The following is a 23553-nucleotide window of genomic DNA, read 5'->3' on the forward strand; positions in this document are numbered from 1 at the left end:
CTGATAAAGATACTCTGGAACGCCGACGCCCCGCAGGGCGTCGGATAACGATTATACGACCGTCGCCAGCAGCAGGCAGCCCACCAGGCCGCACACCGAGATGATGGTTTCCAGCACCGACCAGGATTTGATGGTTTCCATGATGCTCAGGTTGAAGTACTCCTTGAACAGCCAGAAGCCCGGATCGTTAACGTGCGAGAAGATAACGCTGCCGGAACCGACCGCAATCACCATCAGCTCAGGGCTGACGCCGGTGGTGGCGATCAGCGGGGCGACGATGCCGCCGGCGGTGATCGCCGCCACGGTGGCGGAACCCAGCGCCAGACGCAGCGCGGCGGCGATCGACCAGGCCATCAGGATCGGCGAAACGTTGCTGCCTTCCATCAGGCCGGCGATGTACTGCTCGACGCCGCTGTCCACCAGCACCTGTTTGAAGGCGCCGCCGCCGCCGATGATCAACAGCATCATGGCGATGATTTTAATCGAGTCGGTGATGGTGCCCATCACTTCATCCATGGTGCGGCCGCGGTTCAGGCCGAAGGTGAAGATGGCGATCAGCACGGCGATCAGGGTCGCCATCACCGGGTCGCCGAAGAACTCGGCGAAGCGCAGCAGGCTGTGGCCCTTCGGCAGCACCATTTCAGCGACCGCGCGCAGCGCCATCAGGATCACTGGCACCAGCGACGTGGCGACGCTGACGCCAAAGCTCGGCATCTCCGCGTCGGTAAAGGTTTTCGGGTTGTACAGGCCTTCCGGCACCGGCTTGTCGATGCCTTTCAGGAAGCGGGCATAGACAGGGCCGGCCAGGATCACCGTCGGGATCGCCAGCAGCGTGCCGTACAACAGGGTTTTACCCATGTCGGCATGGAAGATGGTGGCGATGGCGGTCGGGCCCGGGTGCGGCGGCAGGAAGCCGTGAGTCACCGACAGCGCGGCGGCCATCGGCACGCCGACGTACAGCAGCGGAATGCGCGCGGAGGCGGCGATGGTGAACACCAGCGGCAGCAACAGCACGAAGCCCACTTCGTAGAACAGCGCGAAGCCGACGGTGAAACCGGTCAGCACCACCGCCCATTGAATGTGTTTTCTGCCGAACTTGTCGATCAGCGTGGTGGCGATGCGCTGTGCGCCGCCGCAGTCCGCCAGCAGCTTGCCGAGCATGGCGCCGAAGCCCATGATCAGCGCCAGGCTGCCCAGCGTGCCGCCCACGCCGGCCTTGATGGAGCCGATGACCTTATCGACCGGCATCCCCTGTGCAATCCCGACCGCCAGAGCAACCAGAACCAGAGAGATAAAGCCGTTCAGCTTGAAGCGGATCATCAGCAGCAGCAGCAGCGCTACGCCGCCTGCAACAATCACTAATGGCATAGTTTTTCTCCAACCTTTTATCGCGACTCTCTTTACGATAGGCGTAAAGCGTGCGATTGTTTTATTTTTAGGCTCTTTCCCGGTGTTTAAGAAGAGCTGTAGGTGTTGTTGATTCAGAGGTTCAGTCTTGCAGCAAGATGACCGCCCACTCGTTGTTACCGGTATCATGATACCGGTAACAACATAATCCTCGGAACCGGGTAAGCGGCTAAAATTCGCGTTCTGGGACAGAGATCAAACTTATGTCGGCAACGAGCGGCGGGCTTACAGGCGGGATAACCAGCGCGCCTCAGGACGCGCTGCAAAAAGAAAGGGTGTTAAAACAGAACGTTAAAATGGCTCAGATGCTACCGCCGGGGATCACGGTGAAACCGACGTCCACCATGCGCGGGCACACCGTTTCGCCGCGCAGCCGGGCCAGCAGGCGCTCGGCGCCGATCTGCCCCATGCGCTCGCGCGGGGTCAGCACGCTGGCCAGCTTCGGCACCATCACCTGACCGATGTCATGGCCGTGGAAACCGGCGATCGCCATGTCCTGCGGGATCGACAGCCCCTGTCTCTGGCACTCGAAGGCCGCGCCGATCGCCAGGTCATCGTTGGTGCAGAAGATACTGTCGATCTGCGGATAATCGCGCTGCGCCTGGCGCAGCAGCTCGCCGCCGGCGGAGTAGGAGGAAGACCGCGCGGTCATGATGCTGTACGGCTCCAGGCCGGATTCACGCATCGCCTGCTCATACCCCTGTTGTTTGATGATGGTACGTTCATCCTGACGGGCGCCGAAGTAGACCACGTGACGGTGGCCGTGCGCGATGATTTGCTGCGTCATCTGGCGCGCCGCCTCGAAGTTGTTGAAGCCCACCGCCAGATCGATGCACGGCGAGACGCAGTCCATCAGCTCTACCACCGGAATGCCCGCCACCTCGATCATCTTCAGGGTGCGCGGCGTGTGGTGGCGCTCGGACAGGATCAAACCGTCGATATTGTAAGACAGCAGCGAGGTCAGACGCTCTTCTTCACGCTCCGGCAGATAGCCGTAGTGCGCCAGCATGGTCTGGTAGTTGTGCGCGTCGGTCACGCTTTCGATGCCGCGCAGCACTTCGGCGAACACCTGGTTGGTCAGCGACGGCAACAGCACGCCAATCGCCCGGCTGGTGGCGTTGGAGAGAATGTCCGGCGCGCGGTTGGGGATGTAGCCCAGCTCATCCAGCGCGACGGCGATTTTTTGCTGCAGGGCGGCGGAAACCTGGTCGGGATTGCGCAGATAACGGCTCACCGTCATCTTGGTCACGCCCACCTTGTCCGCCACATCCTGGAGTACCGGCCGTTTTTTCTTCATTATCAATGAACTGACTAACCGTGAATGGGCAGTCATTTTAGCAAAAAAAACGGCGCGCCGATATTGTCGGTTATGCGACGGCCAACGCAAAAAGGGCTCACACCGTGAGCCCTTGATATTTACCGCTTAATCACACCGGCGGCAGATCGAACAGCAGGATTTCGCTCTCTTCGTCGGCCTGAATCGTCAGCGCCGATTCATCCCACACCGCAAACGCGTCGCTGATGCCGGCGGCCTGGCCATTGACCGAGACCTTGCCGCGCACCACCTGGATCCAAATGCGGCGTCCGGCGTCGATCGCGTATTCCGCCTGCTCACCTTTATTCAGCGCCCAACGCGACAGCGTCATGTCCTGGAACACCTTCAGCGAGCCGTCACGCGCATCCGGCGACAGCACCAGCTGACGGCCCTGCGGCGCGTCGAACATGCGCTGTTCGTAGCGCGGCTCCAGCCCGACCTGATCCGGGATGATCCAAATCTGGTACAGGTGCAACGGACGATCCTGATTGGCGTTGTACTCGGAGTGACGCACGCCGGTGCCCGCACTCATGATCTGGAATTCGCCGGCCTGGATCTGCTCCTTGTTGCCCATGCTGTCCTGGTGTTCCACCGTGCCGCTCAGCACGTAGGTCAGGATTTCCATGTCTTTATGCGGGTGGGTACCGAAACCCTGCCCTGCGTCGATCACATCTTCGTTGATCACCCGCAGCGCCGAGAACCCCATAAAGTTCGGATCGTAGTAATCGGCAAATGAGAAGGTGTGCCAGCTATCCAGCCAGCCATGATTGGCGTGGCCGCGGTCTTCCGCTTTACGTACATAAATCATATTCAACTCTCCTCAATGTTTTTTTACAGTCTAGTCCTGCCAGCAGAATAAGAAAGCGTAAAAAACTCATGCCTCTGTTCAAAAATTTCGATGAAATGAAACGGCGGATGGGCAGCGGATTTGTTGAAAGCGGGAACGACTGAAAAATGGCAAAAAAAAAAGCCAGCACCCGAGCTGGCTAAGTAAACACTGGAAGCAATGTGAGCAATGTCGTGCCTTCGCAGCGAGAGTATCAAGGGTTGATGCCCTCCCCGGAACGCATCGCAATAATAATCATTATCATTCGCACCTGTAAAGCGTTTTTTTTGACCCGTTTAAATAATATTGACTCAAGGCAGTAAACGGATAAATTCAGAGGTTATTCAACCGGTAAGCGACAGGAGCAGCGAGATGAGCGAGATCGTGATACGCCACGTGGAAACAACGGATGCGCAGGCCCTGCATCATCTTTATTCTCAGACGCCCGTCTACCGCGATACGCTGCAGCTCCCGCTACCGTCCGTCGAGTCCTGGCAGAAGCGCCTCGCCAATCCCGAACCGGGCACGCATAACCTGGCCGCCATCATCGACGGGCAGCTTGCCGGCCAGTTGGTTGTGATGCTGAATCAGCGCGTTCGCCGCCGCCACGTCGCCACCTTCGGCATCGGCGTCGATCCGCGCTACCACGGTAAAGGCGTCGGCAGCCGCCTGATGCAGGCGATGCTCGACCTGTGCGACAACTGGGCGGCCATCGAGCGCATCGAACTGACGGTGTTCACCGATAACCCGGCGGCCATCGCGCTGTACCGCAAATTCGGCTTTGAGATAGAGGGCACCAGCCGCGCCTATGCCATGCGCGACGGCGTGCTGGTCGATGCCTACCATATGGCGCGTCTGCGCTCCGGGCAGCCACGCGCAGATGCGTGATCTCATCCCCCCGCAGGGGCCGCTGCGCCGGCCCCTTAACATCAACCGCCGAACTTTTTTACAAGCGCTGGCCGGCCTGACCGCCGCCGCCGGCATGTTCTCTCCCCTCACCCCATTAGGTGCCGCTATGCCAACTTCCGCCACCGGGCGCCCTGGCGCCCGCAACCTGATTACCGATGTGCCGGGCCTGAAGGTCGGCGTGGCGCAGGACAGCCGGGTGCGCACCGGCGCGACGGTGATCCTGCCGGACAGCCCAGCGATGGCCGCCGTGGACGTGCGCGGCGGCGGCCCCGCCACCCGGGAAACCGACGCCTTGGGCGAAGACAATCTGGTACAAACCATCGATGCGCTGACGTTCAGCGGCGGTTCAGTTTACGGCCTGGCGGCGGCGGACGGCGTCGCGGCCTGGCTGGGGCAACAGGGCCGAGGCTACGCGCTGCGCCCAGCGCCCGGCGTGCCGGTCTCCCCGATCGTGCCCACCGCCTGCCTGTACGATCTGGCCAACGGCGGTGACAAAAACTGGCAGCTCACGCCGCCGTATCGCCAGTTGGGCATCGACGCGGTCGGCACGGCTGGATTGGACTTTCCGCTGGGCACCGTCGGCGCCGGCTACGGCGCCATGACCGGCATGGGCAAGCTGAAAGGCGGCCTCGGTTCGGCGTCTATCGTCGCCGCCAACGGCGCTACCGTCGGCGCGCTGGTGGCGGTCAACAGCCTGGGTGCGGTGGTAGCGCCCGGCACCCGCGCCTTCTGGGCGACGCCCTATGAAATTGACGGTGAATTCGGCAACGGCGGCGCGGCGGCGCTGGCGCAACTGCACGCTCAGGGCGAAGACTGGATGGTGCAAGAGCCGCAGGGCGGCAGAAAGAACACCACCCTGGCCTGCATCGCCACCGATCTGGCGCTGACGCGCGTGGAGTTGAAACGGGTGGCCATCATGGCGCAAGACGGCATGGCGCGCGCTATTCGCCCGCTGCACAGCCCGTTTGACGGCGACGTGGTGTTCGCCCTGTCCACCGGGCGGCGCGAGGTACAGGGCAGCCGCGAACTGGCGGTGCTGCAGATCGGCGCGCTGGCGGCGGACACCCTGGCTCGGGCGATCGCCCGGGGCGTGTATGCCGCCACGCCGTGGCCGGGCAGCCAGGTTGCCACCTGGCGAACGCTCGGCGGCTAACGCGCCGCCATCAAAAAGGGGCGCTGGCGGCGCCCCTCGAGTTTTATTGCCCCTTACCGCTTAAATGCCGGCGGTTTCCCGAATATAGCGGCGCGCTTTCACCGCATACTCGAACGGGTTGGCCAGCGCCGGATCCTGCTCGGCCTCCACCACCATCCATCCCTTGTAACCGCGCTCGTCCAGCAGCTTGAACACCGGCCTGAAGTCGATCACGCCATCACCCGGCACGGTGAAGGTGCCCTTCTTCACGCCGTCGAGGAAGCTCAGCTTGTTGGCCTTCACTTCCGCCACCACCTCATCGCGCACGTCCTTCAGATGGACGTGGTTGATGCGCGGCAGATACTTCTCCAGGATCGCCATCATCGCCTGCTGGCTGCCTTCCGAATAGTAGGCGTGGCCGGTATCGAACAGCAGGTAGACGTCGTCGTTGACCATACTCATGTAGCGATCGATTTCGGCGGTGGTCTGAATGCCGGTGCCCATGTGGTGGTGCAGACACACCTGCATGCCTTTGCCGGCGGCGATCTTCGCCAGCTCGTTGTAACCGTCGGCCACCCGCCGCCACTCTTCATCGCTGAAGTACGGCTTCTCTTCGAACACGCCTTTGGTGGTGCCCTGAATGCTCTTGCTCTGTTCAGAACAGCCGATCACCCTGGCGCCCATGGCATGCAGGAAATTCATGTGGTTGATAAATTCATCGATGGTTTTGTCTTTCTGACCATCGGCGAAAAAGGTGCTGAACCAGGCGTTGCAGATCTGGATGCCGCGAATATCCAGCATCGGCTTCAGCACCGCCGGATCGCGCGGATATTTGCTGCCCACTTCGCTGCCGGTGAAGCCGGCCAGCGCCATTTCGCTGACGCACTGCTGAAAGGTGTTTTCCTTGCCCAGATCGGGCATGTCGTCGTTGGTCCAGCCGATCGGCGCAATGGCCAATTTCACGTTGTCTTTATTCATGGTCTGCCTCGGTCCTTGGAGGGCCGCCGGTGCAAACGCCGCCGGCGAGCCGAATAAGATTAGTTGCCCAACAGCTCTCTTTCGATGCGCTCTCTGGTCGCCACCGCCTGGCTCGGCATCTTTTCCGGATAGCCGAACAGCGAGGTGCAGATGATCGATTCGCCACCGACCTTGAAGTTGCGGTTGGCGAATTCCATGTCGCGCAGCGTCTGGAACAGGGCGTCGAAATTCACCTCACCTTCGCCGATGCCGACATGCTGGTGCACCGCGGCGTCAACGCCCGGCGGGTTGACGATATAGCGGCAGTGCTTGGTGTGGTTCATGGTGTCGGCGATCAGCACGTGGGACAGATCGTCCCCTGCGTACTTCAGCATGCCGGCCACGTCGCCCTGCCCCTTGTCGTAGTAGAAGGTGTGCGGCACGCTGTAGAGGTATTTGACGTGGTCGCTGCGCAGCGATTTCACCAGATCGGCGGTTTCGTTGCTCAGCTCACAGAAGTCCCACGGATGCGACTGGATCTCCATACGGATGCCCTCACGCTCGACGATCGGCAGCAGCTCCTCCATCGAGCGATACCACAGCTCCTCGCAGATCTCCGGCTCGTTGGGGTTACCGGCCAACTCGGTGTTGATCACCTGCACGCCCATCTCCACCGCGATTTCGATCATCCGTCGCCAGTTTTTGACCGCCGCCTGACGGCGATCTTCCCCCGGCCCGGACCAGCGATACACCACGATAAATGAGGATATTTCCACGCCGGTCGCTTTCAGGGCGTTTTTATACTCCGCCATGATTTCGCGGCTGGCCTTCGGATGCTTGTAAAACGGGTTGATCTGCGGGTGCGGCGACTGCTCGATGTACTTATAGCCCCAGTCCGCCACCTGCTGAACCATTTTGGTCACGCCCAAATCCCGGATAACGTCGACATCAAAAGCGATCTTCATGGTCACTCCTCTGCAATCGTGGGTACGGGGTTCAAGCCGATGGCTTGTTGTAAAACGCCGGGCGCGCCGGCAGGGTCACCGGTACGATCTCGCCGCTGAGCTGGGCCGCCACGCAGGCGTCGGCGGTCACGGCGGCGGCGTAGCCGTCCCAGGCAGAAGGCCCGGTCAGTTGGCCCGCGGCCACGTCGTTGATGAACCCCTGCAGCTCGACGTCATAGGCGTCGATAAAGCGATCCTTCCAGTCGGTCAGGATTTCGGTCGACAGGCGGGCGCCGCTGCGCAGCTGCACCGAGGACGGCTCCGGCAGTTTGGCGATGCCGGTTTCCCCCACCACTTCACACTGAATGTCGTAGCCGTACTGGCAGTTGACGAAAATCTCGACGTCGATGCGGGTGCCTTTGGCGGTTTCGAACAGCACAATCTGCGGATCTTTCAGATGCGGGAACGCCTTCGGGCTCTTGCGCGGGAACACCACCTGCACCGACACATAGTCGTCGTCTAGCAGCCAGCGCAGCACGTCGATTTCGTGGATCAGGGTGTCGGTGATCGCCATGTCGGTGGTGTAAGCCTCGCCGACCGTCGGGTTGCGGTGCGCACAGTGCAACATCAGCGGTTCGCCGATCTGGCCGCTGGTCAGCACCTGTTTCAGCGCGCGATAGCCCTGGTCATAGGGGCGCATAAAGCCGACCTGCACCAGCCGCTTGCCGTGCTTCGCTTCGGCATCGACGATGTTTTTGCAGCCCTGCGCGGTCACCGCCAGCGGTTTCTCGCAGAACACCGGTTTGCCGGCGGCGATGGCCGCCAGCACGAATTCTTCGTGGCTCGGCCCCCAGGAGGTGACCAGCACCGCCTGCACGTCGGCGGCCTTGATCAGATCGTGGCCGCTGTCATACACCCGCGCATCCAGCTGCAGATCGTTCACCGCCTTGGCGGCGTTGTCGCGATTGATGTCGTTCACCGCCACGACTCGGGCGCCCTGCAAAACTTGGCTGCAGCGACGGATATGATCGCGGCCGATGGCGCCGGTGCCGATAACCCCAATGTTCAAAGTCATTTTCGCTACCCTCTGGAAAGTGTGTTGTGTTCGAAAACGAATCAGTAATCGCGCGCCTTATCGATGTTTTCCTGCAGCTTGCGCGCCACTGCGACGATTTTCTCGCTGTCGGCCACCTGAGCGCCGCCCACGCGCCACCAGCTGAGGTACTTGTGCACCATGGTCTTCGGCAGCACTTTGATGTCGAGCAGCGTGGACACGGTTTGCCTGCGGGCGTCGGCCAGCGCGTCGAGCAGCTGCTGCTCGGTGGTGACGCGATAGGTTTTGCAGCCGTAAGCCGCCGCCAGCATGGCGAAATCGACCGGCACCAGTTTGCCGTCGAGCTTGCCGCCCTCTGGATTGCGGAAGCGGAATTCGGTGGTGTAACTGTCCATGCCGTGTTCCATCTGCAGGTTGTTGATGCAGCCGTTGGTCATGTTGTCAAACAGCACCACGTTGATCTTGCAGCCTTCCTGAATCGAAGTGACCAGCTCGGAATGGAGCATCATGAAGGCGCCGTCGCCCACCATCGCGTACACTTCGCGCTGCGGCTCGGCCAGCTTGACCCCCAATGCGGCGTTCACCTCGTACCCCATGCAGGAGTAGCCGTATTCCACGTGGTAACCGTGCTCGCCATGGTTGTGCCACACCCGCTGCAGGTCGCCCGGCAGGCTGCCGGCGGCGGCCACAATCACGCTGTCCGGCGGCAGCTCGCGGTTCAGCACCCCCAGCACCCGGCTTTGCGTCATCGCCGAGTCGGTCTGCGCGATAAATTCGGCGAACACCCGTTCGCGATCGAGGTGATCGTCTATTTCCGGCACAAAGCCTGCGCCGCTGTATTCCACCGCGTAAACCCGCTCGGTCTCTTCACGCTGGGCGCCGCGCGCCGCGGCGATGGCGTCGCCCCAGCCGGCGCGATAATCAGCCTGCGCCAGCAGCGCGCTCAGTTCGCTCAGGCCCTCGCGGGCGTCCGCCAGCACCTGCACGCCGTCGAGCTTGCCGGCGTCAAAGGCGCTGACGTTGATATTGAGGAAGCTGACGTCCGGATGTTGGAACAGCCATTTGGACGAGGTAGTGAAATCGGTGTAACGGGTGCCGACGCCAATCACCAGATCGGCCTGTCGAGCCAGCGTGTTGGCCGCCAGGCAGCCGGTTTCGCCGATGCCGCCGAGGTTGAATTCATGATCGCTCGGCACCGCGCCTTTGCCGGCCTGGGTCTCGGCGAACGGAATGCCGAAGCGCTCGGCGAATTCGCGCAGCGCCCGCCCGGCCTGCGAGTACTTCACGCCGCCGCCGCACACCAGCAGCGGTTTGCGTTTGGCCGTCAGCAGCGCCAAGGCGTCCGCCAACATGCCATCGGTCGCCGGGCGGCGATCGAGCCGGTGCACGCGTTTTTGGAAGAAATAGTCGGGGTAGTCGTAGGCTTCCCCCTGCACGTCCTGCGGCAGACACAGCGTCACCGCGCCGGTTTCCGCCGGATCGGTCAGCACGCGCATCGCGTTGATGCAGGCGCTCATCAGCTGTTCCGGCCGCACGATGCGGTCCCAGTACTTGCTCACCGCGCGGAACGCGTCGTTGGTGCTGATGCTGAGATCGTAAGACTGTTCGATTTGCTGCAGCACCGGATCCGGCTGGCGGGAGGCGTAAACGTCGCCCGGCAGCAGCAATAAAGGGATACGGTTGGCGGTGGCGGTAGCCGCGGCGGTGATCATATTGGCGGCGCCGGGGCCGACCGAGGAGGTGCAGGCGTAAATCTGCCGGCGCAATTTCTGCTTGGCGAAGCCGATCGCCGCGTGGGCCATCCCCTGTTCGTTGCGGCCCTGGTGCACCCGCAGATCGCCACTATCCTGTTCCAGCGCTTGCCCCAGCCCCAGTACGTTGCCGTGGCCGAAAATCGCGAAAATGCCCGCGACGAATTTGGTTTCCACCCCGTCGGCCAGCAGATACTGGTTATCGAGAAATCTGACGAGCGCCTGCGCCATGGTTAGCCTGATCTTGCCCATTTACTCACCCTTTAGATTGAGGGCCGCCCCGGAAAGGGCTCGCGCCGAGCCGACAATCCCGTGTTTGTGTTACGCGGCGGCAGCTATTATCTTGAGCAGGCGATGCCCGCTGCTCACGAAGTCGACAACCTGAAACGTGAAGCGATTATAAACAAATATATTTTTCATAAAATCACATTACAGAAGAAACATTTCATTTTGCGATAAAGATCGCATATTAGATGAAAAGCCCGTTTCATCTCGTGGTTTGGCCTTTACCGGCTTAGCGCCGCGCACCGGCCGGGGAACCCCATCAGCACGCAGGGCGACCGTCTTTCATCCTGCCCCGGCGCCTCTTTGCCGCACGCCCTCCGCCACCCTCTCATGGCGACTTAATCCGCTTTTTCCGCTCCTCCGTCGATGTTTTAAACGCATCACATTTTTGGGGTGTAAATTTCATTCCATATTGAAATTGAAATTTTCATTCCCCATACTATTCCCATGCTTCCTGCAAGGCGCCACGCTTGGGCCGCCGCCGGAGTTTTGCTTAAACAGAAGGAAACGGGTATGGCTACACAAGAAAAACAGCTTGATGTCATTTGTCTCGGGCGCATCGCCGTCGATTTCTATGCTCAGCAGATCGGCGCGCGTCTGGAAGACGCCGGCACATTCGCCAAATACCTCGGCGGCTCTTCCGGCAACGTGGCCTACGGCACCGCCATTCAGGGGTTGAAATCCGGCATGCTGGCCCGCGTCGGCGATGAACACATGGGCCGTTTTCTGCGTGAAGAGCTGCAGCGCGTCGGGGCCGATACCCGCTGTCTGATCACCGACAAACACCGGTTAACCGGCCTGGTGATCCTCGGCATCAAGGATCAGGAAACCTTCCCGCTGATCTTCTACCGCGAAAACTGCGCGGACATGGCGCTGACGCCGGACGACATCGACGAAACCTACATCGCCAGCGCACGCGCGCTGGCCATCACCGGCACGCACCTGTCGCACCCGAACACCCGCGCCGCCGTGTTGAAGGCGCTGGAATACGCGCGCCGCCACGGTTTGCGCACCGCGCTCGACATCGATTATCGCCCGGTGCTGTGGGGGCTGACGTCGCTGGGCGACGGCGAAACCCGCTTTGTGGAATCGGCACAGGTGACCCGCGAGCTGCAGGAAGTGCTGCACCATTTCGATCTGATCGTCGGCACCGAAGAGGAATTTCATATCGCCGGCGGCAGCACCGATACGCTGACGGCGCTGAAAAACGTGCGCCGGACGACCGCGGCCACGCTGGTGTGCAAGCGCGGCGCGCAGGGCTGCTCGGTGTTCGAAGATGACATCGCCGACGACTGGGCGCAGGTGAAGCTGCACGCCGGCGTGCGGGTGGAGGTGCTGAACGTGCTGGGGGCCGGCGACGCCTTTATGTCCGGTCTGCTGCGCGGCTATCTGAACGATGAGGGTTGGGATCAGGCCTGCCGCTACGCCAACGCCTGCGGCGCATTGGTGGTCTCGCGCCACGGCTGCGCGCCGGCCATGCCGACCAAACGGGAGCTGGACGACTACCTGCAGCGTGAACAACAGGTCACGCGCCCGGACCGCGACGCGCGCCTGAACCACCTGCACCGGGTCACCACCCGCAAGCAACAGTGGCCGGAACTGTGCGTGTTCGCCTTCGATCACCGCAAGCAGCTGGCGGACATGGCGCGCGAAGCCGGCGTCGGCGAGGAACGCATCCCGCGTCTGAAGACCCTGCTGCTCACCGCGGCGCAACAGGCTGCCGCTCAGGCCGGCCTCGACGGCAACAGCGGCATTCTGGCCGACACCACCTACGGGCAGGCGGCGCTGAACGAAATCACCGGCCAGGGATGGTGGATCGGCCGGCCGGTGGAGCTGCCCAGCTCGCGCCCGCTGCGCCTGGAGCACGGCAATATTGGCTCGCAATTGATCGACTGGCCGCAGGAGCACGTGGTGAAGTGCCTGGTGTTTTATCACCCGCACGACGCGGCGGAACTGCGCCGCGAACAGGATGCGCTGATCGCCGACGTCTACCGCGGCTGCTGCAAATCCGGTCACGAACTGCTGCTGGAGGTGATCCTGCCGGACAGCAACGCCGACAAGGACGAGCACTATTACCTGGAGATGATTGAACACTTCTACCAGTTGGGCATTCAGCCGGACTGGTGGAAACTGCCGCCGCTGAGCGCGGAAAACTGGCAGCAGGTCGGCGCGCTGATCGACGCCTGCGATCCCGACTGCCGCGGCGTGCTGATCCTGGGGCTCGACTCCCCGGAGGCGGTGCTGAAGGCGGGCTTTGCCGCCGCCGCAGATGCGCGCTGGGTGAAAGGTTTCGCCGTCGGCCGCACCATTTTCGGCCAACCTTCGCGCCGCTGGCTACAGGGGGAAATCGACGACGCGGCCCTGATCGAGCAGGTGAAACAAAAATACCTGACGCTGATCGGTTTCTGGCGCCAGTACCGTCCGCAGGCGGGCGGCGCGCACTGACAGCAACAGCAGGTTCACGTCCCCTTAAGGCCATTTCGCCGCTTTAAGGGGATTTTTTTGCCCATTTTCTGTGAAGTCGCGCAATGTGCGATCGAATAAATCGCTTTTTGAGGAAATGAAATTTCCGCTCCGTCTGTTAAAATACCCTGTCAATATTTCAGGCGTCAGGCCAATGCGCCTTCACCCCACTGCGAGCCGAATGGATGAACAACCCAACTCAACTTTCGCTGTTACAGGACGAGATCCGCCACCGTTATGAAACGCTAAGCAAGCGTTTGAAGCAGGTGGCGCGCTATATTTTGGATAACAGTAACAGCATCGCTTTCGATACCGTTGCCTCCATCGCCGCACAGGCCAGCGTGCCGCCTTCCACCCTGATCCGTTTCGCCAACGCCTTCGGCTTCAGCGGCTTCAACGAAATGAAGCAGGTGTTCCGTCAGCATCTGATGGAAGAGACGGTGAACTATACCGAGCGCGCGCGTCTGTTCCGCCAAACCTCCACCGACGACAACGTCGCGCCGGAGAAACCGGCGGAGATTCTCAACGTGTTCACCATGGTCAACGCGCAGGCGCTGCAGCAACTGGCGATGCAAATCGCCCCCGAGCAGCTGGAACGCGCCGTCGATTTGCTCAATAACGCCGAAAACATCTACGTGATCGGCCTGCGCCGCTCGTTTAGCGTCGCTTCCTACCTCACCTATGCGCTGCGCCATCTGGAGCGCCGCGCGTTTCTGATCGACGGCCTGGGCGGGATGTTCACCGAACAGCTGAGCATGGTGAAACCGAAGGACGTGGTGATCGCCATCAGCTATTCGCCGTACGCCCGCGAGGCGGTGGAACTGGTGGAATTGGGCGCCAAGCGCGGCGCGCAGCAGATCGCCATCACCGACAGCCAGGTCAGCCCGCTGGCCGCCTTCAGCGACGTCTGTTTCGTGGTGCGCGAAGCGCAGGTGGACGGGTTCCGCTCGCAGGTGGCTTCGATGTGCCTGGCGCAGACGCTGGCGGTCTCGCTGGCGCTGAATAACGCCCGGGACGAGTAAAGCTGACAAAAAAGCCCGGCAAGCCGGGCCTCAAGCGCCTATTGCGCGGCGGGGTAGCCGTCGCCGTTAATCCAGGCGTGGTCTTTTTCCCAGGTGAACTTCCACTGCCGCACCGGCCCGGCCATCACGTTGAGGTAATAGTTGTCGTAACCCGCCAGGGTCGCCACCGGGTGATAACCGCGCGGCACTTTCACCACGTCGCGATTGTAGACCGGCATGCACTCGTCGAGCGTGCGGTCGTCGGTATAGACGCGCTGCATGCAGAACCCTTGCTCCGGCTGAATGCGGTGATAGTACGTCTCTTCCAGATAGGTTTCGTCCGGTGAGTCTTCTTGATCGTGCTTGTGGCTCGGGTAGGAGCTGGTGTTGCCCTCGTCGGTGTAAACCTCCACCACCAGCAGGCTGTCGGCCGGCTCGCTGTCCGGCAGAATGTTGTGCACCAGCCGCTGGTTGCGCCCCTTGCCGCGCCGCTCCACGCCGATATCCGCCGGCGTGATCAGCCGTGAAGGCAGGTGGCCGCCGCCGGGCGCGCTGCACACCGCCAGCTCCAGATCGGTTTCCGCCCGCACGTCGATGCGATCGTGGTGCGGCACATACACCGCATACGGCGGCGTGCGCTCGAACGGGCTCATGCGTTTGCCGATATGCGGGTATTCAGCGCGCCGCGTGGCGACGGAGGCGATACCGGCGACCAGCACCAGACACAGTTCCTTGTCGCCGCATTCCAGCTGCAGCGACTGCCCGGCAGCCAGGCGGTAAACGTCAAAGCCGACATAGCGCCAACCGGCATTTTCCGGCGTCACGTGCTGGATACGCCCCTCGGCGTTCGGCGTCTGACATTTGGCAAGCAGTGAAGACATTTCGATTCTCCTGTTAACTCGCAGTGCAAAGGCCGTTGCCCCGAAGGAGCAACGGCCTGGCCTGAGTGTGAAAGCGCTTAGCCCAGCGTCGGCATGCTGAATTCGGACACCGTCTGCTGCCCGGCCGGCCAGCGCGCGGTGGCGGTCTTCATGCGCGTGTAGAAGCGCACGCCGTCGGTGCCGTGCACGTTCAACGCGCCGAACACCGAGCGCTTCCAGCCGCCGAAGCTGTGGAACGCCATCGGCACCGGCACCGGCACGTTGACGCCGACCATTCCGGCCTGCACGTCTTGCACGAACTGGCGCGCATAGTGGCCGCTGCCGGTGAAGATGGCGCTGCCGTTGCCGAATTCGTGGCCGTTCACCGTGTCGATGGCGGTGCGGTAGTCCGGCACCCGTACGATGCCCAGCACCGGCCCAAAAATCTCTTCGCGGTAGATGCGCATGTTCGGCGTCACATGGTCGAACAGCGTGCCGCCGACGTAGTAGCCTTCAGGATAGCCCGGCACCTGATAGTTGCGGCCGTCGGCCACCAGGGTGGCGCCTTCTTCCACGCCCAAATCGATGTAGCCCAGCACCTTTTTCTGGTGAGCGGACGACACCAGCGGCCCCATTTCATTCTCTTCGCCGCCCTGCTGCAAGCCCGGCCCGACGCGCAGCTGCGCGATCAGCGGCTTCAGTTTGGCGATCAGTTTATCGGCAGTGTCGTCACCAACCACCACGGCGATCGGCAACGCCATGCAGCGCTCGCCGGCAGAGCCGAACGCGCCGCCCATCAGCGCGTTGACCGTGGCGTCCAGATCGGCGTCCGGCATGACGATCGCCTGGTTCTTCGCCGCGCCGAAGGCCTGCACCCGCTTGCCGTGCGCGCTGGCGGTGGTATAGATATGTTCCGCCACGGTGGAGGAGCCGACGAAGCTCACCGCCTGAATGCGCGGATCGGTACACAGCTGCGCCGCATCTTCATTGGCGCAGTGCACCACGTTGAACACGCCGTCCGGCAAACCGGCTTCCTTCAACAGTTCCGCCAGGCGCACCGAGGCCGAAGGCACCAGCGCCGGCGGCTTGAGGATAAAGGTGTTGCCGCAGGCCAGCGCGATGGGGAACATCCACATCGGCACCATCGCCGGGAAGTTGAACGGAGTAATGCCCGCCACCACGCCCAGCGGCTGCATCAGCGAGAAGCTGTCGACGCCGCTGCCGACGTCCGGCGAGTACTCGCCTTTGATCAGATGCGGGATGCCGCAGGCGAATTCGACCACTTCCATGCCGCGCGTCAGTTCGCCCAGCGCATCCGAATACACTTTGCCGTGCTCGCTGACGATAAGCTCGGCCAGCTCGTCGCGGTGCTGTTCCAGCAGCGCCTTGAAATTGAACATGATGCGCGCGCGGCGCAGCGGCGTAGTGCGCGACCAGTCGGCGAACGCCCGGTGGGCCACGTCGATGGCCTGTTTGACTTCGGCAGCAGTGCTCTGCGTGACGCGCCGCTCAACCTGCCCGCTGGCCGGGTTGTGCACGTCGACGGTCTGATTGCTGCTGCTCAGGCACACCTGCCCGTCAATAAAATTACCCACGGTTTTCATGTCACGCCCTCTTTTCAAGTCCGCTGTCGCCTGGCCACACCCAGGCGGCGCGGCGTTAATCTTCCCGCTCGCCAAACCCCGTCGGCAAGCCGGCTACATCCTGACCGGATGCAGCAAACTCTATTTTATTGAAAAAAAAATTTCAAATAAATTGTTTTGAAAAATTTATTTTTAGTGCGTGAGGTCGCAATTTTGCGGTGTCGATCGGGTTGGCGCTTTCATTACCGCGCCAACCAAGGCGCGGTTTCGCAGGAGAGTCCATCGCTAATGCATACTGACTTTGCTACAGAAAATCCGCACTGCGCCTGACCTGCGGCCGTTACCGCCTCCCTCCGAGCGCCCAAGGCGCCCGGATCGCTCGCGACGGTTTTTTTTGAACTGGATCTAAAAATCAATATTCCATTATTCACTAATTATGAAATAAATGTTCTTGTTTGTTCCAGCATTTATCAACGACATCGCCTTGATGACAGGCACGGTTCACACCCTTCCGCTCGCCCTCTTCCCGACACCCCAACCGTGCGGACGGAAGCCAGGATAAAAATCGGAGCAACACATGTCATATCAGCGTAAGCACAATACCGGTTACATATTGCGAATTTGCGGCATCGCCGCCCTGGGCGGCATTCTGTTCGGCTACGACACCGCCGTGATCTCCGGCGCGATCGAAGCGTTGAAAACCTATTTCAATCTCAGCCCGGCCGAAACCGGCTGGGCCGTCTCCAACGTGGTGATCGGCTGCGTAATCGGCGCCTTCGCCGCCGGGCCGCTGGCGGCGCGCTGGGGCCGTAAAAAGGCGCTGATGCTGGCGGCGCTGCTGTTCACCGTTTCCGCCGTCGGCACCGCATTGGCCCCGACCTTCACCTGGTTCGTCATTTACCGCATCATCGGCGGGCTGGCGGTCGGCATCGCCGCCACCGTGTCGCCGATGTACATGTCGGAAGTGTCGCCGAAAGACATGCGCGGGCGGGCGCTCAGCATGCAGCAGTTCGCCATCGTCTTCGGTCAGATCGTGATTTTCTACGTCAACTTCAAAATCGCCAGCCTCGCCAGCGAAGCCTGGCTGGTGGAAATGGGCTGGCGCTGGATGTTCGCCTCGGGCGTGATCCCCTGCATTCTGTTCTGCATCCTGGTGTTCGTCATTCCTGAATCGCCGCGCTGGAACGTGATGATGGGCCGCGACGATCAGGCGCTGGCGATGTTGACCAAAGTCTCCAACGCCGCCCACGCGCAGAATCTGCTGAAAGAAATCAAAGACTCGCTGCAGCAGGATCAACAGCAGCAGCACCGGAAGCTGAACTACGGCGATGTGCGGGTGCGTTTCATCCTGTTCGTCGGCTGTATGATCGCCATGTTGCAGCAGGTCACCGGCGTCAACGTGATGATGTACTACGCGCCGGTGGTGCTGAAAACCGTCACCGAAAACGCGCAGGAAGCGCTGTTCCAGACCATCTGGATCGGCGTGCTGCAGCTGGTCGGTTCGGTCATCGGCGCCATGCTGATGGATCGCATGGGCCGCATTCCGCTGATGCGTTACGGCACGCTGGGCGCCATCGCGGGCCTGCTGCTCACCTCGTACGCGCTCTACACCCAGGCCACCGGCTATTTCGCGCTGTTCGGCATGCTGTTCTTCATGGTGTTTTATGCGCTCTCCTGGGGCGTCGGCGCCTGGGTGCTGGTGTCGGAGATCTTCCCGAACCGCATGCGCGCGCAGGGGATGAGCATCGCCGTCGGCTGCATGTGGGTCGCCAACTTCGCGGTGTCGCAGTCGTTCCCGATGATCAACGATCACCCTTACCTGTTCTCGCATTTCCACGGCGCCTTCCCGATGTGGATCTTCGCCGCCTGCTGTCTGTTCAGCTACTGGTTCATCGGCCGCTATATTCCGGAAACCAAAGGCGTCTCGCTGGAAAAAATGGAGCAGGTGGTGTTGGCAAAACGCCACCGCCAATCCCAGCCCGACGGCAAGCCGCTGCCGCTGGAAAACGGCAAATCCTGATCTCTCAACCCTGACCGCTGGAGTCATGCCCATGAACATTGCGCTGGACCGCTTCTGCATTAACCGCAAGATCGCGCCGAATCTCGATCTGGACCGTTTTTTCCGCCTGGTGAAACGCTGCGGGCTCAGCAAAGTTGAGCTGCGCAACGACATGCCCAGCGGCAAGGTGACCGACGATCTGAGCAACGCGCAGCTCAACGCGCTCGCCGCGCAATACGGCATCGAGATCGTCACGATCAACGCCCTCGGCAGATTCAATCTGATGGATGACCCGGCGGCGCTGCAGCAGCGCGCCGAAGCGATGCTGGCGCAGGCGCAGGCCATCCGCAGCCGGGCGCTGGTGCTATGCCCGCACTGCAGCGCCGACGACACGCGCAGCGAGCAGCAAAAACGGGACGACACCCTCGCGGCGTTGCGGCTGCTGGCACCGCTGTTTGCCCGCTATGGTGTGCAGGGATACGTCGAACCGCTGGGCTTCGGCATCAGCTCGCTGCGATCGTCGCTGCTGACCCAGGCGCTTATCCGCGACTCGGGCGCGCCGTACCGCATCGTGCTCGATACGTTCCACCACTATCTGAGCGGCGTGACGCAGGCCGACTTTGACGCGCAGATCCAGGTGGCGCAGATCGGCCTGGTGCATCTGTCCGGCGTGGAGGACGGGCGGGATAAAAGCGCGCTGAGCGACGAAGAGCGCATCATGCTGAGCGAGAGCGATCGGCTGGAGAGCCGCCGCCAGGTGCAGAACCTGGAACGCCTGGGCTACACCGGCGTCTATGCTTTCGAACCGTTCTCTTCACAGCTGGACCGCTGGAGCGAGGCGGATATCGAACGGGAAATCCGCCAGAGCATCGCCCTGCTGCAAGGGTAAAAAAACGGCCTCCGCGGAGGCCGTTTTTCATGGCGTTACTTCAGGTTGCCGACCACCAGCTGATGGCGCTCGTTGTAAAACTTACGGTAGGCCAGATAGCAGGCGATGATGGTCGACAGGCTGGCGGTGGAAAGCAGCATGAAGGTCACCATAATCTGATATTTGATCGCTTTCACCGGATCGATGCCGGCGAAGATCAGCCCGGACATCATGCCCGGCAGGCTGACCAGCCCAACGGTTTTCGCCGAGTCGACGGTCGGGATCAGCGAAGCGCGGATGCTGTCGCGGATCAGCGCCGCCGACGCGAACTTGGGCGTCGCCCCCAGGCTGAGCATCTCCTGAATCTTCTGCTGCTCGCTTTTGAAACGCTGGCCGAGGTTGGTGTAGCACAGCCCCACCGCCACCATGGCGTTACCGGCGATCATCCCGGAGATGGGGATCACCTGCATCGGCGTAAATTCAATGGAGCCGGTCAACACCAGTACCGCCAGCGTCAGCACCGCGCCGGTGGTGATGGCGATAAACGACGTCACGAACGCGTGTTCGACGTACTTGCTGCGTTTCTTGGCGTTGTAGGCCGCGTTAAAGCAGATGAACAGCACCATCAACACGGTGAGAACGGCGTTATCCAGGTCGAAAATATACTTCAGCACGTAGCCGACGATGATCAGCTGCACCACCGCGCGGCAGATGCTCCAGATGATGTCCTTTTCCAACGCCAGCTTTTCCCGGTGGCTGATCAGGATGGCGACCACCACCAGCACCATCGACAAGCCCAAGGATTCGTTGGTGATATTATGCTGATTCATGCTGTTGCTCCTGTGGCTCGGCGCCGTGCGCGCGCAGGGTGATCACCTCGTCCGCATGCGCTATCTCTTCGGTATCGTGCGTCACCCACAGCACCGCCAGCCGGTGTTCCGCCACCAGCTGATGCACGATTTCGTTGACGTTGCGCTTATTTTCCTCGTCCAACGCGCTGGTGATCTCATCGAGCAACAGCACCCGCGGCATAAACTGCAGGTTGCGGATCAGGGACACGCGCTGCTTCTCCCCGCCGGACAGTTCATTGATGCTTTTCGTCAGCATCGCCTCCGGCAGGCCGAAACGCGCCAGATCGGCCTTCATTTTTCGCTCGGCCGGCGGTTCCTGGCGGATCTGATACGGCAGCGCCAGATTGTCGTAAACCGTATTGCCGAACAGCGCCGGCGTCTGGAAGCAATAAGAGACCTGCTTGCGATACGCCTCCGGCGACATCTCGTCGATCGCCTGGCCGTCGAAATAGAGGCTTCCGCTGGTCGGATTCATTAAGGAAGAGATGATTTTCAGCAGCGTGCTTTTTCCGCAGCCGGAAGGCCCGGTGATCAGTTTGAACTCGCCCTCACCCAACGTGAAAGAGACGGAGTCCAGGATCACCTGGCGGTCTATTTGATAATGAATATCATCCAATCTCAGTATGTCTTTCTTTTCCTTCATTACGATGCCGGCTCCCTACACCTGTTCCCGTCTGAGCGATAAGTATATGGTCGCAAAAAACATCTTAGCAATGCCTGCGCGGAGGGCGGAAAGCGGAGAGGAGGATTGGCGGAGCGAAATGCCCCGCCAAATAATAAGATTAATTAATGTTTAGCTGTAAGATAGTCAAAAGCGACCGTCAGGGTCGAATCACTCTTTTTTTATCGCTGCCTGTTCGTCGCAGCTGTACCAGCGTAGAGAATTGTTGATGCTGCGGTGGGTGCAGCGGACCTTGCCCTCCTTTTCCAGCGCCAGCAGCAGGGTGCGGGTGGTATAAATGTTTTCACCGCATTTATCCGCCAGCTCGCGGGTCTTCGGCCATTGCTCCGGCGGGGGATGATGGCCGCCGGAGCCTTCCACACGATCCCTGCACAATCCTTGCAACACATTCAGCATCAGCGATTTTCTGCTTTCAAACGTTTTCGGCGCCTTGGCCATAGCATTCCTCCTGAGTGGTTACTGCTGAGCTCCCCGCTCACGACTGCACGTCAGCGATGCGCAGGGTATAAATCATGGTGGCGTCCGGAGGGATCGCCGGCGGGCTGCCCTGCTTGCCGTACGCCAGCGCCGGCGGCACCACCAGCGTGATCGAGCCGTGGCGCTGCAGCTTCTCGATAGCCGCGTGAAACAGCGGCGGATAGCGCGTCAATGGCTGCGAGATCACCGTTCCCGCCAGCTCCATGTCTTTGATCACCCGGCCGTCGGTCAGGCTTTCGCGCACCACGATATCCACCCGATCGTCGGCGCCGATCGCACCGCTGCCGGCATAGTCCACCCGGTAGTAGAAACCGAGCGCATCTTGCTTGACTCCCTCCTGGCGGGCGAAATCGGCCAGATAGGCCTTGCCGTCCGGAGGGGGAGCCTGTGTCTGTTGCGTCTGCTGCAAACGTTGCTGCGCCGTGCGCAGCGCGCTGTCGATGGCGGCCTCATCCAGCCGCAACCGCCCGGCCAGGGTATCGGCGATGCCCGCCAGCAAAAGCCGCCGATCCGCCTCCAGTCCCGCTCGCCGGTTTTCCTGTTGCAGATGCAAAATATCGCGCCCCAGCGATACGCCGGCGGCATACGCCTGCTTGTCCGCCTCGCTGGCCAGCACCGGGGCCTCAGCCGCCTGCCGCCGCTCAGCCAGCAAGGCGTCTACCCGCTGTCGTTGCTGTGCCAACTGCGCCGTCAAGCTTGCGCTGCGCTGTTCGGCCCGCGTGAGCGAAGCGGCCAGCGCGGTGACCTCAGGCAACGGCGCAACGGCCTGCCGCAACGCCTTCAGGGCATCGGCCAGCGGCCGAATATCGACATCGGTCCGCGCGCTTTTCGGCGCCGCGGCGGCCTGAGCCGCCGCCAACTGGCGCTCCAGCTGACGGATTTTCTCCGCCTGCTGTTGTACAGAGTGCTTCAGAGAAGTTAAACGAGCGCCGTCTGCCCCCGCGACGGCGGCCGGTGCGGGCGCCGGTTTACGCGCGGTTTCCTCCTTGAGCGCGGCCGGCGGAGCCTGCCGCTGTTCGGCAAACTTCAACAGGGCGGGAATGCCGTCGTCAGCGGCGCAAACGGCACCGCTCAGCGCCAACAGCCAAAGCCCCATCGCCCATCTTTGCGCGCATCGCTTCATGGCTACAGATTCTCGACCCGGTTGGACAGATCGGACATCAGCTCATGTTCAACGTCGGCGCAGAATTTCTCGGTTTTATATTGATAAAGAGCATCAATCGCTTTACGGGTGCTTTCATCCACATTGCCGCGTACGCCGGCATATCCGGAAGCGTTGGAAAGCAGACCGTTAAAATAGGCAATGCGTTTTTGGTAACTCTGCGGATTAATATTTTTTAATGAGTTAACCCGTTGCTGGCAAAGCGCGATACGTTGTTCATCGGATTTATCATTAGGATTGTTCTGTGAAAGTTTTTTCACGGAATTCAGGTTTGTCTTGCTACCGCCCACGCAGCCTGACAGCGACATGACAGACAGTAAAAATATAGCAGAAACTACCGTGCGGCGGCCGCCGCAAGCATTAATCATCGTTATCATTCCGTTTATAATCCTTTAATTGTCACTTAGGTCATCATTATGTGGCGAACGGCAACAGCACATGCCTTAATTTGATTAATCAAAATGGGTTAGGCAGTGAAAAATCCCTATACCGCAGTGCGATAGAATAATTCACTACCGATGACATTGTTATTTAATTGTTAATGAATTAGACCTAAACGCGGGCTAAACACGAATAAAAAAACCAATCCCTTAGGAGAAGAAAACCACGAAACAACAATAAAAACAATAGATTATGTTTTATATTTTGTTTCTAAAGGGAAATTCATCATCTGCTGCCTCAGGGCGATATTAGCAAAACAATATGGCGAATTGTAGGTATCAGCCTATTTCCCCCGATCTAATATCTCGCATATCGTTATTTATATAGTGATTTATACTGGATAATATTTGTATACGATCTATTGGTTTTAAAGCAAATATATTTCTTTTTCCTTTTGGTTTTATATTCTGAATTTGACTTAATTTAATAAAATCTATTTCCAAGCAATACTATTATTTGCAAGAATATTCCCAGCAACACGCCACACGTAAAACTCGTATTTTATTTACCAGAAAATCCATTGTCGATTTTCCCAATCTCGTTATTTCTCATAAATAACGGATGTTGGCGTATTGCCCAGAGCAAA

At 60.5% G+C, this 23553-nt stretch carries 20 protein-coding genes; 6 read left to right on the forward strand and 14 right to left on the reverse strand.

The window, feature by feature from the left end; all coding sequences use genetic code 11:
* Positions 1-51 precede the first annotated feature (51 nt).
* The 3 genes from gntT to ACMGG9_RS22305 form a co-directional block, all read right to left on the reverse strand.
* Positions 52-1368, reverse strand: coding sequence for a gluconate transporter (gntT, locus tag ACMGG9_RS22295; protein ID WP_016930400.1), 1317 nt, complete (start codon positions 1366-1368; stop codon positions 52-54).
* A 340-nt stretch (positions 1369-1708) separates the two neighbouring features.
* Positions 1709-2704 (reverse strand): gluconate operon transcriptional repressor GntR, encoded by a 996-nt coding sequence (gene gntR / locus ACMGG9_RS22300; RefSeq protein ID WP_004930833.1) that lies wholly within the window; start codon positions 2702-2704, stop codon positions 1709-1711.
* Positions 2705-2834: 130 nt separating this feature from the next.
* The gene (locus ACMGG9_RS22305) at positions 2835-3530 is read right to left on the reverse strand and encodes a pirin family protein (protein WP_033651758.1); all 696 of its coding nucleotides are present in this window, start codon (positions 3528-3530) and stop codon (positions 2835-2837) included.
* A 390-nt stretch (positions 3531-3920) separates the two neighbouring features.
* Between ACMGG9_RS22305 and ACMGG9_RS22310 the strand changes: the two genes are divergently transcribed.
* Both ACMGG9_RS22310 and ACMGG9_RS22315 read left to right on the forward strand, forming a co-directional pair.
* A complete protein-coding gene (locus ACMGG9_RS22310; protein WP_033651759.1) occupies positions 3921-4436 on the forward strand; it encodes a GNAT family N-acetyltransferase in 516 nt (171 codons plus the stop codon).
* The gene (locus ACMGG9_RS22315; protein ID WP_414161725.1) at positions 4429-5610 is read left to right on the forward strand and encodes a P1 family peptidase; all 1182 of its coding nucleotides are present in this window, start codon (positions 4429-4431) and stop codon (positions 5608-5610) included. The genes ACMGG9_RS22310 and ACMGG9_RS22315 overlap by 8 nt, the downstream gene beginning before the upstream one ends.
* A 60-nt stretch (positions 5611-5670) precedes the next feature.
* Here the strand turns inward: ACMGG9_RS22315 and iolE are convergent, their stop codons facing one another.
* From iolE to iolD, 4 genes are read right to left on the reverse strand one after another with little or no spacing between them, the layout of a single operon-like run.
* Positions 5671-6567, reverse strand: coding sequence for a myo-inosose-2 dehydratase (iolE, locus tag ACMGG9_RS22320; RefSeq protein ID WP_033645315.1), 897 nt, complete (start codon positions 6565-6567; stop codon positions 5671-5673).
* A gap of 59 nt (positions 6568-6626) precedes the next feature.
* Positions 6627-7511, reverse strand: a complete 885-nt coding sequence (locus tag ACMGG9_RS22325) for a sugar phosphate isomerase/epimerase family protein (protein WP_033651761.1) — start codon at positions 7509-7511, stop codon at positions 6627-6629.
* 31 nt (positions 7512-7542) lie between these two features.
* Complete coding sequence (locus ACMGG9_RS22330) at positions 7543-8565, reverse strand: Gfo/Idh/MocA family protein (RefSeq protein ID WP_414161726.1); 1023 nt, start codon at positions 8563-8565, stop codon at positions 7543-7545.
* A gap of 41 nt (positions 8566-8606) precedes the next feature.
* Positions 8607-10547 (reverse strand): 3D-(3,5/4)-trihydroxycyclohexane-1,2-dione acylhydrolase (decyclizing), encoded by a 1941-nt coding sequence (gene iolD / locus ACMGG9_RS22335; protein WP_033651763.1) that lies wholly within the window; start codon positions 10545-10547, stop codon positions 8607-8609.
* A 546-nt stretch (positions 10548-11093) separates the two neighbouring features.
* On the opposite strand from iolD, the gene ACMGG9_RS22340 reads away from it, so the two are divergent.
* Positions 11094-13025: a bifunctional 5-dehydro-2-deoxygluconokinase/5-dehydro-2-deoxyphosphogluconate aldolase gene (locus tag ACMGG9_RS22340; RefSeq protein ID WP_414161727.1), complete on the forward strand. Its 1932-nt coding sequence runs from the start codon at positions 11094-11096 to the stop codon at positions 13023-13025.
* Positions 13026-13228: 203 nt separating this feature from the next.
* Positions 13229-14065 carry a MurR/RpiR family transcriptional regulator gene (locus ACMGG9_RS22345; RefSeq protein ID WP_099784935.1) on the forward strand — a complete coding sequence of 279 codons (837 nt, stop codon included), beginning with the start codon at positions 13229-13231 and terminating at the stop codon, positions 14063-14065.
* Between the two features lie 38 nt (positions 14066-14103).
* Here the strand turns inward: ACMGG9_RS22345 and iolB are convergent, their stop codons facing one another.
* Both iolB and ACMGG9_RS22355 read right to left on the reverse strand, forming a co-directional pair.
* The gene (iolB, locus tag ACMGG9_RS22350; RefSeq protein WP_033645320.1) at positions 14104-14925 is read right to left on the reverse strand and encodes a 5-deoxy-glucuronate isomerase; all 822 of its coding nucleotides are present in this window, start codon (positions 14923-14925) and stop codon (positions 14104-14106) included.
* A gap of 77 nt (positions 14926-15002) precedes the next feature.
* Positions 15003-16508, reverse strand: coding sequence for a CoA-acylating methylmalonate-semialdehyde dehydrogenase (locus tag ACMGG9_RS22355; RefSeq protein ID WP_047573403.1), 1506 nt, complete (start codon positions 16506-16508; stop codon positions 15003-15005).
* Between the two features lie 556 nt (positions 16509-17064).
* Between ACMGG9_RS22355 and ACMGG9_RS22360 the strand changes: the two genes are divergently transcribed.
* Both ACMGG9_RS22360 and ACMGG9_RS22365 read left to right on the forward strand, forming a co-directional pair.
* Positions 17065-18507, forward strand: a complete 1443-nt coding sequence (locus ACMGG9_RS22360) for a sugar porter family MFS transporter (protein ID WP_414161728.1) — start codon at positions 17065-17067, stop codon at positions 18505-18507.
* 31 nt (positions 18508-18538) lie between these two features.
* A complete protein-coding gene (locus ACMGG9_RS22365) occupies positions 18539-19375 on the forward strand; it encodes a TIM barrel protein (protein WP_342185072.1) in 837 nt (278 codons plus the stop codon).
* A gap of 35 nt (positions 19376-19410) precedes the next feature.
* Here the strand turns inward: ACMGG9_RS22365 and fetB are convergent, their stop codons facing one another.
* The 5 genes from fetB to ACMGG9_RS22390 form a co-directional block, all read right to left on the reverse strand.
* The gene (gene fetB / locus ACMGG9_RS22370) at positions 19411-20184 is read right to left on the reverse strand and encodes an iron efflux ABC transporter permease subunit FetB (protein WP_033645324.1); all 774 of its coding nucleotides are present in this window, start codon (positions 20182-20184) and stop codon (positions 19411-19413) included.
* The gene (gene fetA / locus ACMGG9_RS22375) at positions 20171-20848 is read right to left on the reverse strand and encodes an iron efflux ABC transporter ATP-binding subunit FetA (RefSeq protein WP_033645325.1); all 678 of its coding nucleotides are present in this window, start codon (positions 20846-20848) and stop codon (positions 20171-20173) included. The genes fetB and fetA overlap by 14 nt, the downstream gene beginning before the upstream one ends.
* A gap of 189 nt (positions 20849-21037) precedes the next feature.
* Positions 21038-21325 (reverse strand): FaeA/PapI family transcriptional regulator, encoded by a 288-nt coding sequence (locus tag ACMGG9_RS22380; protein ID WP_033645326.1) that lies wholly within the window; start codon positions 21323-21325, stop codon positions 21038-21040.
* 37 nt (positions 21326-21362) lie between these two features.
* Entirely contained in the window at positions 21363-22460 is a 1098-nt protein-coding gene (locus ACMGG9_RS22385; protein ID WP_414161729.1) for an FKBP-type peptidyl-prolyl cis-trans isomerase N-terminal domain-containing protein, read from the reverse strand.
* A 29-nt stretch (positions 22461-22489) separates the two neighbouring features.
* Complete coding sequence (locus ACMGG9_RS22390; protein ID WP_033651770.1) at positions 22490-22903, reverse strand: hypothetical protein; 414 nt, start codon at positions 22901-22903, stop codon at positions 22490-22492.
* Positions 22904-23553: the final 650 nt, after the last annotated feature.

The organism is Serratia sp. BNK-10, from assembly GCF_047456065.1.
In the GTDB taxonomy this organism is placed as follows: Bacteria; Pseudomonadota; Gammaproteobacteria; order Enterobacterales; family Enterobacteriaceae; genus Serratia; species Serratia ureilytica.